General features: G+C 70.3%; 12 protein-coding genes. 4 read left to right on the forward strand and 8 right to left on the reverse strand.

From position 1 onward, the window contains the following. Positions 1-3 precede the first annotated feature (3 nt). The 3 genes from IPL40_10295 to IPL40_10305 are packed head-to-tail and all read right to left on the reverse strand — an operon-like array spanning position 4 to position 2,814. On the reverse strand, positions 4-771 hold the full coding sequence (locus IPL40_10295) for an ATP-binding protein (GenBank protein MBK8481551.1): 768 nt from the start codon (positions 769-771) through the stop codon (positions 4-6). After that, complete coding sequence (locus tag IPL40_10300) at positions 765-917, reverse strand: hypothetical protein (protein MBK8481552.1); 153 nt, start codon at positions 915-917, stop codon at positions 765-767. The genes IPL40_10295 and IPL40_10300 overlap by 7 nt, the downstream gene beginning before the upstream one ends. After that, on the reverse strand, positions 886-2,814 hold the full coding sequence (locus tag IPL40_10305; GenBank protein MBK8481553.1) for a PAS domain S-box protein: 1,929 nt from the start codon (positions 2,812-2,814) through the stop codon (positions 886-888). The genes IPL40_10300 and IPL40_10305 overlap by 32 nt, the downstream gene beginning before the upstream one ends. A gap of 168 nt (positions 2,815-2,982) precedes the next feature. Here IPL40_10305 and IPL40_10310 point away from each other — a divergent pair, with 168 nt between their 5' ends. The 4 genes from IPL40_10310 (at position 2,983) to IPL40_10325 (ending at position 7,880) form a co-directional block, all read left to right on the forward strand. Then, positions 2,983-4,347, forward strand: coding sequence for an insulinase family protein (locus IPL40_10310; protein ID MBK8481554.1), 1,365 nt, complete (start codon positions 2,983-2,985; stop codon positions 4,345-4,347). A gap of 284 nt (positions 4,348-4,631) precedes the next feature. Continuing rightward, positions 4,632-6,020, forward strand: coding sequence for an insulinase family protein (locus IPL40_10315; GenBank protein MBK8481555.1), 1,389 nt, complete (start codon positions 4,632-4,634; stop codon positions 6,018-6,020). A 158-nt stretch (positions 6,021-6,178) separates the two neighbouring features. After that, positions 6,179-6,604 (forward strand): hypothetical protein, encoded by a 426-nt coding sequence (locus IPL40_10320; GenBank protein ID MBK8481556.1) that lies wholly within the window; start codon positions 6,179-6,181, stop codon positions 6,602-6,604. A gap of 22 nt (positions 6,605-6,626) precedes the next feature. Continuing rightward, positions 6,627-7,880, forward strand: a complete 1,254-nt coding sequence (locus IPL40_10325; protein MBK8481557.1) for an amidohydrolase family protein — start codon at positions 6,627-6,629, stop codon at positions 7,878-7,880. A gap of 24 nt (positions 7,881-7,904) precedes the next feature. On the opposite strand, the gene IPL40_10330 is transcribed toward IPL40_10325, so the two are convergent. From IPL40_10330 to IPL40_10350, 5 genes are all read right to left on the reverse strand, one after another. After that, entirely contained in the window at positions 7,905-8,492 is a 588-nt protein-coding gene (locus IPL40_10330) for a class I SAM-dependent methyltransferase (protein ID MBK8481558.1), read from the reverse strand. Continuing rightward, the gene (locus tag IPL40_10335; protein MBK8481559.1) at positions 8,493-12,545 is read right to left on the reverse strand and encodes a hypothetical protein; all 4,053 of its coding nucleotides are present in this window, start codon (positions 12,543-12,545) and stop codon (positions 8,493-8,495) included. It abuts the gene before it with no gap. A gap of 171 nt (positions 12,546-12,716) precedes the next feature. Beyond that, complete coding sequence (locus IPL40_10340; GenBank protein MBK8481560.1) at positions 12,717-14,438, reverse strand: acyl-CoA dehydrogenase family protein; 1,722 nt, start codon at positions 14,436-14,438, stop codon at positions 12,717-12,719. A gap of 36 nt (positions 14,439-14,474) precedes the next feature. Further along, positions 14,475-15,494 (reverse strand): electron transfer flavoprotein subunit alpha/FixB family protein, encoded by a 1,020-nt coding sequence (locus tag IPL40_10345; protein MBK8481561.1) that lies wholly within the window; start codon positions 15,492-15,494, stop codon positions 14,475-14,477. A gap of 48 nt (positions 15,495-15,542) precedes the next feature. Then, the gene (locus IPL40_10350; GenBank protein ID MBK8481562.1) at positions 15,543-16,433 is read right to left on the reverse strand and encodes an electron transfer flavoprotein subunit beta/FixA family protein; all 891 of its coding nucleotides are present in this window, start codon (positions 16,431-16,433) and stop codon (positions 15,543-15,545) included. Between the last annotated feature and the right edge of the window lie 26 nt (positions 16,434-16,459).

The raw sequence follows: 16,459 nt of genomic DNA on the forward strand, positions 1-16,459 counted from the left end.
CCGCTAGGTCGGCCAGGCCGGCGAACGGAGCTGCTTGCGGAGGATGGCGCGGTTGCCCTCCGCGTTGAAGCTCAGGCGGTCGACCGAGAGCTGGGCGAGCAGGATCCCGCGCCCATGCGCGGCCAGCAGGTTGTCGGGATCGGTCGGGTCCGGCAGCCCCTGCCAGTTGAAACCCGAGCCCTCGTCCGCGACCTCGATCTCGAGGCTATCGACGAGGCGCCGAATCGTCAGCCGGGCGTGCCGGGCCGCGTAAGGTAGCTCCGCCGCGCGGGCAGCCAGGACCTGAGGCAAGGTGCCCAGCTCCAGGGCTCGCGCCTTCTCGGCGAAGGTCAGGCCAAGATTGCCGTGCTCGACGGCGTTGAGCACCACCTCGCGCAGCGCCAGGTTCAGCTCGACGAGCTGCGGCTGCGGCAAGTCGGCGGCGCAGGTGCTGAGCACCACATCGACGAAGGCCGGGATCGCCTCGAGGTCATTGCCGAGCTCGAAGATCCAGCTGTGCTCGAGCAGGCGCGCCGCCCGCGGGAGACGCACGCGCTCGCGCCGCGCCAGCTCGCGCGCGGCCTCCATCCGCAGCAGGGCCGCGCTCAGGTCCTCAAGCCGCACCGGCTTCTTGATGAAGTCGATCACCCCAGCGCGCAGCGCCACGATCACGAGCTGCTCGCTGCCGTGGCCGGTAATCACGGTGATCGGCGTGGCCGGCGAGAGCTCGCGAATCGCCACCGCCAACGAAAGGCCATCCCCTCGCGGCATCCGCACGTCAGTGATCACCATGTCGGGCTGCGCGCTGCGAAAAAGCGCCAACCCTCCTCAGCGTCGCCGCCGGTGACGACCTCGTAGCCCTCGTCGCTGAGCAGCGCGCCGAGCTCCTGCCGCACGAGCGGCTCGTCATCGACCAGGAGGATCTTCGCTCGGGCCATCGTCATCGCCACCCGGCGCCCGCGGCAGTGTGATGTTGAAGCAGGCGCCAGCACCCGGCGCTGAATCGACCGTCAGTGTGCCACCGAAGCCGCTGACGAGGCTATAGCTGATGGACAAGCCCAAGCCCGTGCCCTTGCCCGGCTCCTTGGTGGTGAAGAAGGGCTGGAACACGCGCTCGCTGACGGCGGCCGCCATCCCGGGGCCGTTGTCGCGCACCTGGAGGCAGACCGCCGCGCGGCCGTCCTCGCCCTGGCACTCATGCGCGGCGACGCGCACGCGGCCGCCGCCCGGCCGCGGCGACACGCTGTTGCCACAGGCGTCGACGGCGTTGATCAGCAGGTTCAGCAGCACCTGTTCGAGCTGGCTCGCATCGGCGAGCACGGGCGGCAGCGCGGGCGGCAGGGTCACCTCCAGCGCGATACCGGCGCCCTCGAAGAGCGCGCGGAGCATCTCGCTGACGTGCTGCACGGGCAACGCGAGCGACACCTGCTGGAGGCTGCGCTCGCGGCGGCGGCCGAAGCTGCGCAGTTGGTCGATGATGCGCCCGGCGCGCTCGACCTGACCGACGACATGCTCCAGGCGTTCGCGCCAGAACGCGCGCTGATCGTCGGGCAGCGTGTCGAGGCGGCGCCGCATCCGCGCCGCCAGCAGGCCGATGTTGTTCAGCGGCTGGTTGAGCTCGTGGGCCACCCCCGTCGCCATCTCGCCCAGGCTGGCCATCTTCGCGCTTTGAATCAGCTGCAGCTCGTTGAGCTGCAGCTCGGCCGCCAGGCGCTTGGCCTCCGTCACGTCGACGAAGGTCCAGAGCTCCCCCGCGGCCACCGCCCCATCGAGAATGGCGCTGCGGCTGATCACCGCCACGTGCTGGCGGCCGTGCTTGTCGACGAGGAGCTCCTCGTTGCCGCTGGTTTCGATCAGCGGGCCGAGCTGGACCTCCTGCTGCGGCGGCCGCCCGAGCTGCGCGCGCAGCTCGCCGAGGGTCATGCAGCCCACCAGCTCCTCGGCGGCCCAGCCGAGCAGGCGCTCGGCGGCGCGATTGCAAATGCGGATCACCCCCTCGGCATCCGTGGCGACGATCGCCAGCGCATCCGAAGCCTCGATCAGGTTGTTGCGGAAGGCGAGCAAGCGCTCCGCAGCGAGCCGCGCCCGCACCGCCTGATCCTCGGCCCGCCGGCGACGCTCGACGTCACGCGCGAGGGCGCCCGTCAGTTGGCCGACCAAGCGGCGTAGCGGCCGATGAAGCAGGCCGTCGGCGCCCCAGAGCATCAGCCAGAAGGTGATCGCCAGCCCGAGGCCGAGCACGCCAGCGCTGACCGTCATGTACTCGAGCACGCCCTCGTCCTCGGGGCGATGCCCAACGATGACCAGCACCCACCGGTCGGCGGCGAGCGGCGCGATCAGCCACACGCCGCTCAGCGCGCCCAGCTCGCGCGCGATCGCCGTCCGCGTGCCACGGCGGGGCGCGGCGCCCCAGAGGCGCGTCAGCGCAGCGGCGATGCCAGGATCGGTCGCATAGACCACACGCCCGTCGGCGTTGAGCAGCGCCATCGCCTCGCCGCTCAGCCGGGCTGCCTCGGCGACGGTGGCAGCGGGCGCGCGGTCCGGCGTGGCAGCTTGCATTCGCTGACAGATCGCCACCAGCAGCTCGCCGCGCTGCGCCAGGAACCTGCGGGTCGCGATCACCGAGTCGGCGACGTCAAAGGCCATCAGGCCGAGGCCGAGCAGCGCATTGAGGCCGAGCGCCAGCGCCGCGAAGCGGCGAAAGATGCGGCGCGTGCCATGCTGCGTCGAGCGCTCGACCCGCCCCCGTGGGGCCGAGGCGCCAGCGGACGGCGACTCGGCCGCAGCAGGCTTCTCGGGACGCGATGCGTCAGCGGGGAGTTGAGGTTGCGTCATCGCGGAGGCATCGAGCGGCCATCCTAGCAGCGCGAGAATACGGCCATGCTCGGCAGCATGCCTGACGGGAATGCGCTATACCAGCGCACCGGGCTGGCATCACGCTTGCCACCGCGGTAGGTTCCGCGGCCTGGCCCCTCGTCGCCGGGAGGACCTATGCACCAGGCCATGTTAGCGCTCAGCGTCGCCGCCCTCTGCGCGACCAACCCGACGATCGCGCTCGCGGCGTCCAAGCCCGCGCCGCCGCCGGCGCAGGAGGGCGCCGCAGGGCTCGTCATCCAGGAGCTGAAGCTGCCCAATGGGCTGCGCTTGGTCTATGCGCGGGTGCCGCGCCTGCCCGCCGTCACCGTGCAGGTCTGGTACCACGTCGGCTCGAGGAATGAGCAGCCCGGGCTGCGCGGCGTGGCCCACATGTTCGAGCACATGATGTTCAAGGGATCGACGCGCGTGCCGCCCGAGCGGCACGCCCAGCTCCTCGCCGGCATCGGCGGCGAGGTCAACGCCTTTACGGCCGAGGATGTGACCGCCTACCACAACACGCTGCCGCGCCAGTACTTCGACTTCGCCGTCGCACTCGAGGCCGAGCGCATGCGCCACCTGGTCCTGACCGAGCGCACGATCGCCAGCGAGCGCGAGGTCGTGAAGGAAGAGAAGCGGCTCCGCCTCGAGAACAGCCCGATCGGCCGCGCCCTCGAGGCCTTGCGGGCGCTGGCCTACCGCCAACACCCCTACGCCTGGTCACCGGCCGGAGACCTCCCCGACCTCGACCGCGTCACCGTGCCGCTCTGCCAGCGCTTCTACGACACCTATTACCGGCCCAACAATGCCACCCTGGTGGTCGTCGGCGACGTCAGCGAGGAAGCGGCGCGCCGCGCTGCCCTGACCCACTTCGGGCCGATCGCCGCCGGGCCGCCCGCGCCCGCCGTCACCGCCGTCGAGCCACCGCAGCAAAAGCTGCGCGAGCGCCGTGCCGACTGGCCCTCGCAACTCAACGTCGTGCTCGGCGCCTACCACATTCCCAACGCGCGCCACGCGGACCTGCCCGCACTGACGGTGCTGGCGACGATCCTCGGCAGCGGACGCAGCTCACGCCTGCATCAGGCGCTGGTGCGGCGCGGCCAGCTGGCGCTCGGTGTCGGCGCCTTCGCCGAGGAGAATGAGGACCCGGGCCTCTTCATCATCTACGGCTACGGCCTACCGAGCCAGGACCTGGCTCGGATGCGACGCCTGCTGCTCGAGCAGGTCGAATTCCTCGGAAAGGACAGCGTAACCGAAGCGGAGCTGCGGAAGGCCCGCAATCAGCTCGCCACGGCGCACCTGCGAAGCCGGCAGACCGTCGATGGTCTCGCCTATCAAATCGGCATCTCGACCTATCTTCAGGGCGACCCACGCGCGTTTCTCGGCGACGTCGCGCGCATCGACCGCGTGACCTCCGCAGACGTCCAGCGCGTCGCCCGCGCCTACTTGCGCAGCCACAACCTCAGCCTGGTCGCGCTGCCGGCGCAGGCCCCTGGCGCGGAGGGGGCGAAATGAAGCAGGCCAAACGACCCGTCGAGCTCACCTCTCCTTGCCGCGCCCTAGTGTGCGGAGCGCTCGCGTGCGGGTCGGCGCGACCGCGGCTCGGCGGCGAACGCAGCCGGCCGGCTGCCGACCCGCGAGGACCAGCAGCCCTCGCGATCGTTACCCTCGCGCTGACGCTTGGCGCGTGCGCCACGGCACCACGCGGCGGGCGCCCTCCCACGGCCAATGCGCCGAAGAGCGCGGCACAGTCCAAGGCTGCGGCGCCGCCTGATCCGTGGCGCGATCGCCAGGACCTGATGCAGCCCCCGGCCCCACGGGCCGGCGTGCGCTTGCCGCTCGAGGGCTTGAGCCGCGTGGCCCTGCCGAACGGCGCGACCCTGCTGCTGCTGCGCGACAACACCCTGCCGCTGATCTCCGTGCAGCTCCACCTGCCTTGCGGGGCCATCGACGACCCAGCTGCGCAGGGAGGGCTGGCCGCCTTCACGCTGGAGATGCTGCCCCAGGGCACGCGCCGGCGCGGCGCCGACGCGATCGCCGAGGCAGTCGAGGCCGCCGGAGCCGCCCTCGACACGCGCGCCGGCTACGAGGCCTCACAGCTCGTCTGCAGCGGGCGACGCGAACAACTGCCCCTCTGTCTCGGCCTCGTGGCCGAGTTGGTCCGCGCGCCGGCCTTTGCCCCGGCGGAGATCGAGGAGGTGCGTCGGCGCCTCCTCGGCGAGGTCAAGGATGCGCGAGACTCGCCCGCGACGCTCGCGGCGCTCCACTTCGCCAACCAGCTCTACGGCGACGCCCACCCGGCGGGCCGAGCGATCTCGGCCGAGTCGCTGGCGCGCATCGGCCGCGCCGAGCTGATCGCCTTCCACCAGCGCCATATCGTGCCACAGGGCACGGTGCTCGCCGTCACGGGCGATGTCGACCCGGCCGCCGTGACACGCCAGGTGCGTCAGCTCTTCGGCGGTTGGCGCGGTCACGCGCCACGACGAGCGCCGCCGCCGGCCCTGCCGCCTCTGGCTCAGGGGCTACGCGTGCTGCTCGTCGACAAGCCCGACCTGAGCCAGAGCTTCTTTGCGTTGGGCCATGCGGGCCCACGCCGCAGCGACCCGGCGCACGACGCCCTCCGCCTCGCCAACTACGTGCTCGGAGCCGGCGGTTTCTCCTCGCGCTTGATGCAGCAGGTGCGCTCCGCTGGGGGAAAGACCTACGGCATCTCCAGCGTCTTCGACGACCACCGGGATGATGGCGCCTTCCGCATTGCGAGCTTCACGCGCCATGAAGAGCTGGTCGCGACGCTGCGCCTGGTGCTCCACGAGTTGCGGGAGCTGCGCCGGCGACCGCCCAGCAGCGCGGAGTTGCGCGGGGCCAAAGGTCAGCTCGCCGGCGGCTATGTGCTGGAGTACCAGACCGCCGCCCACCTTGCGTCGGCGCTGGCGCGCGCACAGCTCCACGGCCTACCTGACAGCTACGTCAGCGAGCTACCACTGCGACTCGACGCGCTGACCACCGACGCCGTGGCGGCGGCCGTCGACAGCCACCTGCGCTCGGACGCGCTGGTCGGCGCGGTGGTCGGCCGCGCCGCGACCGTGGGCCCGCTGCTACAACGCGCCGGCATCGCCTTCACGACGATTTCGTATCTGGCGCCGATCAGCGCGGCCGAGCGCAGCGCAGCCGCCAGGCCCCTCCCCTGAGGGCCTGCGCCCAGGAGGCGCCGGCCGCAGCGGGGGGAGCTGCCCTTGCGCTCGCAGCCGCTGGGAAATAATCTGCGCCCCGCTCGGCGGCAGGGCGCCGCACGCGACGCGAGCCGACGGCATCGAGATCGAGCTGACGTGGAGCTGAGGTGGAGCTGATGAGCGCGATCAAAGATCCTGAGCAGGCCGCCCGTTCGCTCGACAGCGAGCACTGCCGCATGAAGGCGCTGCTGGTGCTTCTCGAAGGGGCGACGACGACCGAGGGGCTGGCAGCTCCGCTGCACGAGCTGCTGGCCTTGCTGCGCGGGCATTTCTCTCGCGAGGAGGGCGAGGAGGGGCTGCATGGCATCGTCCAGACGCGCGCGCCGCGCCTGCTGCAGGCCGTCGCGCCGCTGCTGCGCGAGCACGTGCCCTTGGCCGATCAGGCCCAGCGCCTGGTGGCCTTTCGCGCGCAGGCGAACGAGCTGAATGCGGCGCTGCGCCATGACGTTGCGCGGCTGATCGAACAGCTACGCCAGCACGAGATCCGAGAGACCGCACTGCTGCAAGATACGCTGCTGATCGAGCTCGGCAGCTGTGATTGACCGCCCGACCAGGGCGGCGTGAATGCCCCCTTTGACCGCGCGCGGCTGCCCGTCCCGACTCGAGCACCGGAGAGCTCGGGCCCCCGCGCGCAGGCCAGCGTCGCTCTGGCTGCTGCCGCTCGCCATCCTAGCCTGTCGCAGCCGGTCGCCCGCCGTCGCAACGCCAGCCCCAAAGGCACGCGCGCAGGCCAGCGCGGCGCGGCCCGCGGACGATCCGCGCGGCCACCTGCCGCTGATCGACTCGCACGTCCATCTCACCCCGCTGCCCGAGTCGATGGCCCTCGCCTTTCGCATCTTCGACGCCGTCGGCGTCGTGAAGTTCGCGGTCAAGAGCGCGGGCAGCTGGGGAAGCCCACGCTACCGCGCCACGCGGGCGTTCGCCGAGCGACTCGGCGCGCGGATGGCCTTCTTCATCAATCTCGACTGGAGCGGCGTCGACGAGCCCGGCTGGGGTGCGCGCGAGGCCGAGCACCTGGCCCGCGCCATGCGCGAGGGCGCCAGCGGCTTGAAGATCTTCAAGGACCTCGGCCTCGGGGTGCGCCTGCGCAACGGCCGCCTGCTCGCCGCCGACGATGCGCGCCTCGATCCGATCTACGCGCGTGCGGCCGAGCTCGGGGCGATCATCGCCTGGCACATCGCCGACCCGGTCGCCTTCTTCGCGCCACCCACGCCTGATAACGAGCGGTACGACGAGCTCTCGCTGGCGCCAGACTGGAGCTTCTACGGCGGGGACTTTCCCAGCCACGCTGAGCTGCTCGCGGCGCGCGACCGCGTCCTGCGCCGGCAACCACGGACGACCTTCCTCGGGATTCACCTCGCCGGCTATCCCGAGCGCCTCGACTACGTCAGTCGCCTGCTCGAGGCCTGCCCCAACCTCTTCGTCGACACCTCAGCGCGCATTCCGGAGATCGGCCACCATCCGGCCGCTGCGGCGCGGCGCTTCTTCTTGCGACATCAGGACCGTATTCTCTTTGGGACAGACCTGATTGTCTCGCCCGAGGGGCTACAGCTCGGCTCGGTCTCGCCCAAGCCGCCGGGCTTCGACGAGGCGGTGGAGTTCTATCGCCGCCACCGGCGCTACTTCGAAAGCGCCGATCGCCAATTCGAGCATCCGACGCCGATTCAGGGCCGCTGGCGCATCGACGGCATCGACCTGCCGATTGCAGTCCTGCGCAAGCTCTACTACGACAATGCCGACCGGCTGATCTTCGCGCCGCGCCGCGCCTACCTGCGGGCCACTGGCGCCAAGCCGGCGGCTGCGACTCCCGCCCAATAGCCCAGTGGCCCGCCGACCTCGTTCTCAGGGCTTGAGCGCGAGGAGCTGCACGACCGCGCCTTCACCGGTGTGGAAGGAGCCCTCGAGCAAGGGCCGCACCAGCTCCTCGGCGTGGACGAAGTCCAGTCCCGTGAAGTCCTCGCGCAGCTCGGCCAGCGTGTAGAGCAGCTCGCGCAGCGGCGGCCCACCCGTGCCGAGGGCGAGCTGCTCAGGGCGGTAGGCCTCGAGCACGAGCGCACCGCCGGGGCGCAGCCCCGCCACGCAGGCGCGGTGTACCGGCCGCCGCAGCGCCGCGGGAAGATGGCAGAAGATCAGAATGATGCCGGCCCAGTACCCCTCCGCGATCTCGAGCTGGCCAAGATCGCGCACGGTCGTGCGCAGCTTCACGCCACGGCTCTCCGCCAGGCGCCGCGCCTTCTCGAGCCCAACCGCCGAGGCATCGACCGCGTCGACCTCATGGCCGAGTCCCGCCAGGTAGACCGCGTTGCGCCCCTCCCCCTCCGCGAGGCAAAGCATTGGCCCTTGCGGCAGCCGCGGCGCCACGGCGACGAGGAAGTCGTTGGGCGCCGTACCGTAGACATACTCGGGGACGCTGTAGCGCTGATCCCACATCTAGTTGGGGATGCACGCGCCAGCGACGCACTGGCCGTTATCGCCGTCGCAGGGCGTCGTATCGGCCGCCGTGTTCGTGGCGCAGGTGCCGTCGGCCTGACAGACGTCGACCTCGCACTCCCCGGCGGCGGAGCAGACCACACAGCTCGACCCGTCGTCGCCGCATTGCGCGGCACTCGGCGTGGAGACGCAAACATTCCCGACCGTCGTCAGGCAGCCGGCACAGCAGGCGCCGCTGGCGTCGCAGCGCCCGCCCGGACAGCTGGCTTGCGCGGCGTTATTCGTCCACGCCGTGGTGCTCGTCGCCGACACACAGGCCTGGCAGGGGTTGGCGGGATTAGCGTCACCGTTGTTGTAGCAGGTCCCATCGATCAGACAGCGGCTCAGCCTCAAAGGGTGCGCACAGCTGCCGCTGCTGCACTCATCCCTCGTGCAGCTCAGTCCATCGGCCGTGCAGCCGGTTCCGTCCGTAGCGTTGGCGATACCGCAGGCGCCGGCACTGCAGGTGTCGACCTTGCACTCGCCCGCCCCGCTGCAGGTCTGGCAGGCCGCACCCGCCCCGCCGCAGGCGGCCAGGGTGTTCCCCGTCAGGCAGCTGTTTCCTGCGCCGAGACAACCCGTGCAGCAGTCCGGCGGCGGGCTGCTGCCATCGCAGCGGCCCGCGTCCCCGCCCGACGTGCAGGCGGCGCCCACCAGCTTATTGGTCCAGGCGCTGGTGCTCGTCGCCGGGACGCACGCCTGGCAGGTGTTGCTGGATCGATCGCCGCTGGCGTAGCAGAGCGCCCCGATCAGACACGTATTCGGCTCCAGCTCCGCATGCGTGCATGCGCCCGACTTACAGAGGTCCTTGGTGCAGTCCTTCCCGTCGCTGGCGCAAGCCGTGTTGTCGGCAGCGCTGGCCGTGCTGCACACGCCCGCCGCGGTGCAGGTGGCCGGCGCGCAGGTCGTGCCTCCCGCGCAAGCGGAGCAGGTGGCTCCGCCGGACCCGCAGGCAATCGCCGTCGGCGAGGACTCACAGGCCCCATCGGTGTGCAGGCACTTCGTGCAACATCGGGGCACGCTCTGGTTGTCGCAGCGCCCAGCACCAGCACCGTCGTCGCAGCCCGCTCGCAGGGCCTTGTTGCTCCAGGCGCGCGCGTTGGATGCAGCATTGCAGACCTGACAGGAGTTGGCCGGATTGAGGGCGCCATCGTCGTAGCAGACGCCGCCAATCAGGCACTTGCTGGCGACCAGCTGCGTATGCGCGCAGGTACCGGCGGCGCACTTGTCGAGCGTGCAGCTCAGGCCGTCATCCGCGCAGTCGGTGCCGGTGAGAGGATCGCTGCCGCAGCTGCCGTCGCTCTTGCAGGTTCGCGAGCGGCACTCGGGCGCGCTGCAGACCTGGCAGGTCGCGCCATTGAGGCCGCAGAGCGCGGCAGTGGGGACGCTGACACAGCTATTGCCGTCGCAGCAGCCCCCGCAGCGCGCGCCCGCCTTGCACACACACTGACCGCTAACGCAGTTGAGACCCGCCCCGCAGGCCGCGCCGGTTTCACCGCACTCGCAGTGACCACTCACGCAGCGGCTCGCCACCGCGGCATCGCAGACGGTCCCGCAGGCGCCGCAGTGGCTGGTATTGCTCTGCAGGTCGATACAGGCCGAGATCTGCGAGCAGCAGGTCGCTGTGCTTCCTCCGCATTGATCGGCGCCGTCGTCGGTGAGGGCATTGCGGCAGTTGTCGTCGACGTTGTTACACTGCTCGGAGGCTCCCGGAAAGACGGTGGCGACGTTGTCGTTGCAGTCGCCACAGCCCACGAGCCCTGCTGCGAGCGCGAAGCGCCCGCTCACCTGCGCAGCCGTGCAGCCGCTGCAGCGTAGATACTTGTCTCCGTCCACGTCGCGCTCATCTGCGGGCACCGCACCGTCGCAGTTGTCGTCCTGGCCGTTGCAGAGCTCCGGCACTGGCAGGGCCGCCGCGGCGCCCCCGGCGTCCCCGCAGAGCCAGTGGTCGTTGAAGACGATACCGGCCCCCGCCACCACCTGGCGCACGAGGTCGGCGTTGGCCACCGTCTTCGTCCAGTCGCAGCCCGCGACCGTCCCGGCCGTGCAGTTGCCCGTCGCGATGCTGCAGGCCTTGCCCTTGTCGGCGAGGTTGAGCCCCTCAGGATCGTCCTTGCGGCCATTGCAGTCCCAATCCCGCTCATCGCAGCGCTCGGGTTGTGGCTGCGTCGCCCCGAAGCAGCGCTGGGACGCCACTGCACGCTCATCCTCTCCCGAGCAGGCCGTCCGCGCCGCATCCAGCGGATAGCGCGGATCGCGGCTCGGTAGCTGGCGACTGCAGGCGCACCTCCCGGTCAGCGCGCCACCGGGCGCGCACTCGCCGCGGCTGAAGTCCGAGCACGTCGCCGCCGTGCTCGCGATCAGCCGCCCCTCGCCATCCGGATTGCCTTCGTCGACGAGCCCGTCACAGTCGTTGTCACGCCCGTCGCAAAGCTCAACCGCCCATGGGTGCACCTCGGCAGCACCGGGGCTGGCGGGGTCGTCGAGGCAATCCGCTGGCGCCACGTACCCATCCCCGTCGCGATCACCTGCGCAGGCGCCGTCGGCGATGCAATTCTGGCGCACGAGGTCGTTGCAGAGATCGGGTGCCCCAGGAAAGGTCCGCGGATCGTCGTCATCACAGTCGAGCTTGGCCGCCGGCGGGTTACACCCAGCCCTCAGCCCTTCGAAGCCGTCCCCGTCGTGGTCGCAGGCGGTCGTCGGGCAGCCATCCGCGGCTGCCGCCTTGCCGTCGCAGTCGTGGTCGACCTCGCGCGCGGCTTGGCCATTCTTCTCGCGCGCGGTGCTGCAGCGCTGGCGCAGCCCGCCGAGCACCGTGCCACCCTCGGCCCCACCTGCGCCGCCCGCCGTCGTCTCCGGGCCCACGCCGGCGTCGAAATCGTCGCAGTCGTCCTTCGGCAGCTCACAGGCGGCGTCGGGCGGAACGCCGAGCGCCGCGTGACCGTCGCCGTCGACGTCGCAGGGCACGCAGCCCTCGTCGACGACCTGATTGCAGTTGTTGTCGGTCGCGTCGTCGCAGACCTCGACCGCACCTGGATTGACGTCCGCCCTCGCGTCGTCGCAATCAGCGGGCGGCGGGTAGCCGTCGCAGTCGGCGTCGACGATACAGGCGACGTCGCGCCCGTTGCAGTCCTGGTCGACACCGTCGCCGCAGAAGGGCGCGGTCATCGTGGCGCCCGAGGCCGCGAGCTTATCGCGACAGGCCTGGGGCAGCGCGTAGCGTAGGGCCTGCGCCGCCACGTCCCCTGCCGCGCAGAGGTTGGCGTCCTCCTTGATGGTCGGCGCCCGACAGGGATCGGCGTCGTCGCAATCCTGCGGCACGGCGACCCCATCGCCGTCGGCGTCCTCACAGGGCTCATCGCCGACGCTCGGATCGGCGACACAGCCGGCGCTGCAGTCGTCGTCGCGGCCGTTGCCGCAGACCTCGAGGCCGAAGCGGTTGACCGAGGCCTCGTGGTCGTCGCAATCGAGGAAGTCACAGGAGAGCGAGTCGCCGAGCCCCGCGCAGTCCGGGTAGGCCGCGCAATCCGGGAAGCCGTCACCGTCCTCGTCGTGCTCGTTGGGGAGCAGCTTCACGAGCACCTTGCGCAGGCCGCGGACCTGGAACTCGCGAACCGCGACCTGAAGCCGTTCGCCACCGGTGTAGCTCCGACCGACGAGGCGCAGCAGGTAGTGCCCGCGGCGCGAGAACTCGACGGCAAGGCGCAGCGCCTGCGTGGGATCCGAGATATCGCGATTGGGACGTTCGGTCGTCGTCACGGGCTCGTCGCGCCGGTCGAGGACGATCGTGCCCGTCGCCAGCTCACGCACCTGGAGGTCGAAGCGCTCGACGAGGCGCGTCGCGGTGACCGTCAGTAACAGCCCATGCTGGTCCTTGCCGCAGCCGGCCCCCAGCGCGCCCGCGGAGGCCACCAGCAGCAGGCTCAGGCGGAGCAGCAGCCAAGCGCCAGCGCGACCCCGGGCGCGCCCCGTCTCACTGCCCCGAGCCACCGCATCACCAAGCTGTTTCTGCATTTCAACCCGCGTGGCTAAAGGACAGCGGCAGCGCTCGACCGTAGGGTCCCAGTATACCCGGGCGCGCGGGCGCCACAACGGGCGCCACAACACGCGCCCCGTGGAGGTGGCCTGTGGCGGCGCTCAGCGGGCATCGGCGCGCCGGCGGCGCATGACGGCAACACCTCGTGTTCAGACGAGGATCTTGTCGGCGTGGATCACGTCGGCGAAATTATCGCCGGTCACGAGCTCGGCCCGCTTGCGCGCCTCGGCCAGCGCGCTGACGATGTAGCGCTTGGCGATGAAGACCTTGCGGCCGTCGAGCTGCGCCTGTTCCAAGAGCAGGTAACCGACGAAGAGATAGCCGTAGAGGTCGACCAGCTCGCGCGCGGCGACCTCTTCGAAGGCCTTGTCCCCCTTGCCGACCACCGCCTCGCGGCTGTCGAGGAAGAGCCGGCGAATCTCCTTCAGCTTGTCGGCGAGCCCCATCAGATGGCCCTTGTAGTCCTTGGCCTCGGCCGCCGCGAAGTGCGCCGCGAGCAGGTCCTTCATCACCGGGCCGGCCGCGGCCACGATCTGCAGCTGCGAGGTGCCCTCATAGATGTTGGTGACCCGCGCATCCCGCGTCAGGCGCTCGATCGCAAACTCTCGCATGTAGCCAGCGCCGCCGTGGATCTGTAGCGCGTCGTAGGTGATCTTGTTCGCCGCCTCCGAGAGCACGTATTTCACCAGCGGGGTCAAGAGCGCCGCCACCTGCGTCGCCTGCTTGGCGCGCTCGCTGGCCTCGGCGCTCGGCTCGCCACGCTCGCGCAGGCGGGCCGCGTGCTCCGTGTACTTGTCGCGCCGATCGACCCATTGCGCGACGGCGTAGAGCAGCGAGCGATTGCTCTCGAGCAGCACCCGCATGTCGATCAGCATGTTGGCCACGACGGGGAGGTTGGCGATCACCTGGCCGAACTGCCGCCGGGCCCGCGCGTAGCGCAGGGCCTCCTCGTAGGCCGCCTGGGCGATCCCGAGCGCCTGCGCCGCGACCCCGAGCCGCGCGCCGTTCATCAGGTCCATCACGTACTTGATCAGCCCGAACTTGCGCTTGCCCACGAGCTGGGCTGGCGTGTCGTTGAACTGCAGCTCGCAGGTCGGCGAACCGTGAATGCCCAGCTTATGCTCGAGCCGCCGCACCTTGACGGTCTCGTCGCTGCTGCAGACGAAGAGGCTGAGGCCGCGCCCATCCTTGCTGCCCGGCTCCGAGCGCGCGAGCACGAGGAGAATGTCACCGCAGCCGTTGGTGATGAAGCGCTTGACCCCACGCAGGCGCCAGCCGCCCTGGGCATCCTCGTAGGCCTGGAGCTTGACCGCCTGCAGGTCCGAGCCCGCGTCGGGCTCGGTCAACACCATCGCCCCGGTACAGGCGCCGCTGGCGAACTGCGGCAGGAATTGCTCGCGCTGGGCGTCGTTGCCGAAGCGGTTGATCGTCTCGGCGATGTCCTGGAGGCCATAGATATTCATCAACGAGGCATCGGCGCGAGAGATCATCTCGATCGCCATGATGTAGATCGTCGTCGGGAAGTTCAGCCCACCATACCTGCGCGGCAGCGTCACACCCATCAGCTCGGCCTGCCCCAGTCGGTCGAGCGCCTCGCGAATGCCGGTCGCGTAGATCACGCGATCGTCCTCGAGGCGATTGCCCTCGAGGTCGACCTGCGCGGCGCGCGGCGCGATGAAGTCGCCGGCGATCTGGCCGGCCAGCGTCAGCACCTCGCGGTAGTTATGCAGCGCGTCCTGATAGTCCGTCGGCGCGTCGGAAAAGACCGCCGCCTGCTCGTAGTCATGCTCGATGAGCGCGACCACCTCCTCGAGCTCGAGGTGGTCGAAGTGAAAGAGCAGATCGGGGTTGTCGGTGAAGAAATTCGGCATTTTTGGCCTCGGCCAGGCAAAGTGCGCGGGCGCTCGTTACTTCAGGCGCTCGCGATAGGCGTCGATCATCAGCGGCAGCACGGCCGCAGCGTCACCGACGATCCCGTAGTGGCAGGCGTCGAAGATCGGCGCGTCGGCGTCGGTGTTGATGGCGATGATGCGCGTCGACTCCTGCATCCCGGCGCGGTGCTGAATCGCCCCCGAGATGCCGCAGGCGATGTAGAGCTTCGGACGCACCGTCAAGCCCGTCTGACCGACCTGGCGGTCGGCCTTGATAAAGCCGGCATCGACTGCCGCGCGGGTGCCGGCGACCTCGCCCCCGATCAGCGCGGCGAGCTGGTGCAGCAGGGCGAAGTTCTTCTGGTTCCCCATGCCGTAGCCGCCGGCGACGACGATCGGCGCTGACTTGACCTTGTTGCGCCGCTCCTCGCGATGCCGCTCGAGCACCGTCACCACGTTGTCTGTGGCGCGCGGCTCGTAGGGGATTCGCGTCACCCGATCCCCCCGCGGCGTCGGCTGCGGCACCAGCTCCATCACGCCCTCGCGCACCGTCGCCATCTGCACCGGCGCCTCGGGCGTGATGATCGTGGCGATGATGTTGCCACCGAAGGCCGGCCGCACCTGCAGCAAGAGGTCGGTGTAGTCACGCCGCAGGTAGCTCGCATCGCCAATCTTCAGGTCGGTGCAGTCGGCCGTCAGGCCGCTGCGCGTGAAGGAGGCGACGCGCGGCGCCAGGTCGCGGCCGATGAAGGTGGCGCCAAAGAGCACGATGCGCGGCTGCTGCTCGGCGATCAGGTCGCCAACGACCCGGCTGTAGGGCAGCGTGCGGTAGTCGCGCAGCGCCTCATGCTCGATCAGCAGCACCTCGTCGCTGCCATAACGGAAGGCCTGACGCACGACCTCGTCGAGCTCATGGCCGATCGCCAGCGCCTTGAGCGCGCCGCCGAGCTGATCGGCGAGCTTGCGCCCCTTCGAGAGCAGCTCGAAGCTGACCTCGGCAGCGCTGCCCTCGCGCTGCTCGACGAAGACCCAGACGTCTCTGTTCGCGTTGCTCATGCCTGCCCGGCCCCTTCGACGAACTCAAGCCCCTCGGCAACGGTGCCGCTAGCCAAAAACATGGTCGCCCATCAACTGATCGATCAGGGCGCCCAGCCCCTCGCGCGTCGCTGCGATCCGCTGGTGATCGCCGCCGGTCAGCACCACCGAGTCGACCTGCTTGACCTTGGTCGGTGAGCCGGCCAGCCCGCAACGCTCCGGGTCGACGTCGAGATCGTCGACCGTCAGCGTGCGGATGAAGCGCCCCTTCTGCACATATTCGTCGACCAGGGTGTCGACGTAGAGCAGCGAGTTGGCGTCCGCCATCCGTTCGAGCTCGGGCAGCGAGCGCGCGTGCTTGCAGGCCATCAGGCGCTTCGCGCGCGGCGGGCGCGGCAGCGCCGCATCGGCGATCACCGTCAGCAAGAGCGGCAGCGGCGAGCGCAGCACCTCATAGCCGTCGTCAATCCGGCGCTTGACCGTGATCGCTCCCTCGCTGATCGAGATTACCTGCTCGACGTAGGTGATCTGCGGCAGGTCGAGCTTCTCCGCCGTCTGCGGGCCGACCTGCGCGGTATCGCCGTCGATCGCCTGGCGCCCGGCGAAGACGAGGTCGAAGCGGCCGAGCTTGGCGATCGCGCGACTCAACACATAGGAGGTCGCCAACGTGTCGGCGCCGGCGAACTTGCGGTCGCTGACCAGGCAGACCTCGTCGGCGCCCAGGCTCAGGCATTCGCGCAGCAGCTCGGAGGCCTTCGGTGGCCCCATCGTCAGCGCGGTGACCGTGCCGCCGTAGCGGTCTTTGACCTGCAGCGCCAGCTCCAGCGCCACCTTATCCTCGGGGTTGAAGACCGCCGGCAGCTTGGCCCGGTTGATCGTCCCGTCCGGGCGCATCACCTGCCCAGAGATATTGGCGGTGTCGGGCACCTGCTTGACCAGCACGATGCTCTTGCAACTCATGACCCGCTCCCCTCCCCCGCGCGGCG

The organism is Pseudomonadota bacterium, assembly GCA_016711215.1.
Classification (GTDB): Bacteria; Myxococcota_A; Polyangia.

What these genes read in the sequence shown, in the direction of transcription:
- IPL40_10335 (MBK8481559.1), bottom strand. Translation starts at nt 12,545, where the DNA reads ATGCAGAAACAGCTTGGTGATGCGGTGGCTCGGGGCAGTGAGACGGGG.
- IPL40_10295 (MBK8481551.1), bottom strand. Translation starts at nt 771, where the DNA reads ATGGTGATCACTGACGTGCGGATGCCGCGAGGGGATGGCCTTTCGTTG.
- IPL40_10330 (MBK8481558.1), bottom strand. Translation starts at nt 8,492, where the DNA reads ATGTGGGATCAGCGCTACAGCGTCCCCGAGTATGTCTACGGTACGGCG.
- IPL40_10325 (MBK8481557.1), top strand. Translation starts at nt 6,627, where the DNA reads ATGCCCCCTTTGACCGCGCGCGGCTGCCCGTCCCGACTCGAGCACCGG.
- IPL40_10310 (MBK8481554.1), top strand. Translation starts at nt 2,983, where the DNA reads ATGTTAGCGCTCAGCGTCGCCGCCCTCTGCGCGACCAACCCGACGATC.
- IPL40_10350 (MBK8481562.1), bottom strand. Translation starts at nt 16,433, where the DNA reads ATGAGTTGCAAGAGCATCGTGCTGGTCAAGCAGGTGCCCGACACCGCC.
- IPL40_10300 (MBK8481552.1), bottom strand. Translation starts at nt 917, where the DNA reads ATGGCCCGAGCGAAGATCCTCCTGGTCGATGACGAGCCGCTCGTGCGG.
- IPL40_10315 (MBK8481555.1), top strand. Translation starts at nt 4,632, where the DNA reads ATGCAGCCCCCGGCCCCACGGGCCGGCGTGCGCTTGCCGCTCGAGGGC.
- IPL40_10340 (MBK8481560.1), bottom strand. Translation starts at nt 14,438, where the DNA reads ATGCCGAATTTCTTCACCGACAACCCCGATCTGCTCTTTCACTTCGAC.
- IPL40_10320 (MBK8481556.1), top strand. Translation starts at nt 6,179, where the DNA reads ATGAGCGCGATCAAAGATCCTGAGCAGGCCGCCCGTTCGCTCGACAGC.
- IPL40_10345 (MBK8481561.1), bottom strand. Translation starts at nt 15,494, where the DNA reads ATGAGCAACGCGAACAGAGACGTCTGGGTCTTCGTCGAGCAGCGCGAG.
- IPL40_10305 (MBK8481553.1), bottom strand. Translation starts at nt 2,814, where the DNA reads ATGACGCAACCTCAACTCCCCGCTGACGCATCGCGTCCCGAGAAGCCT.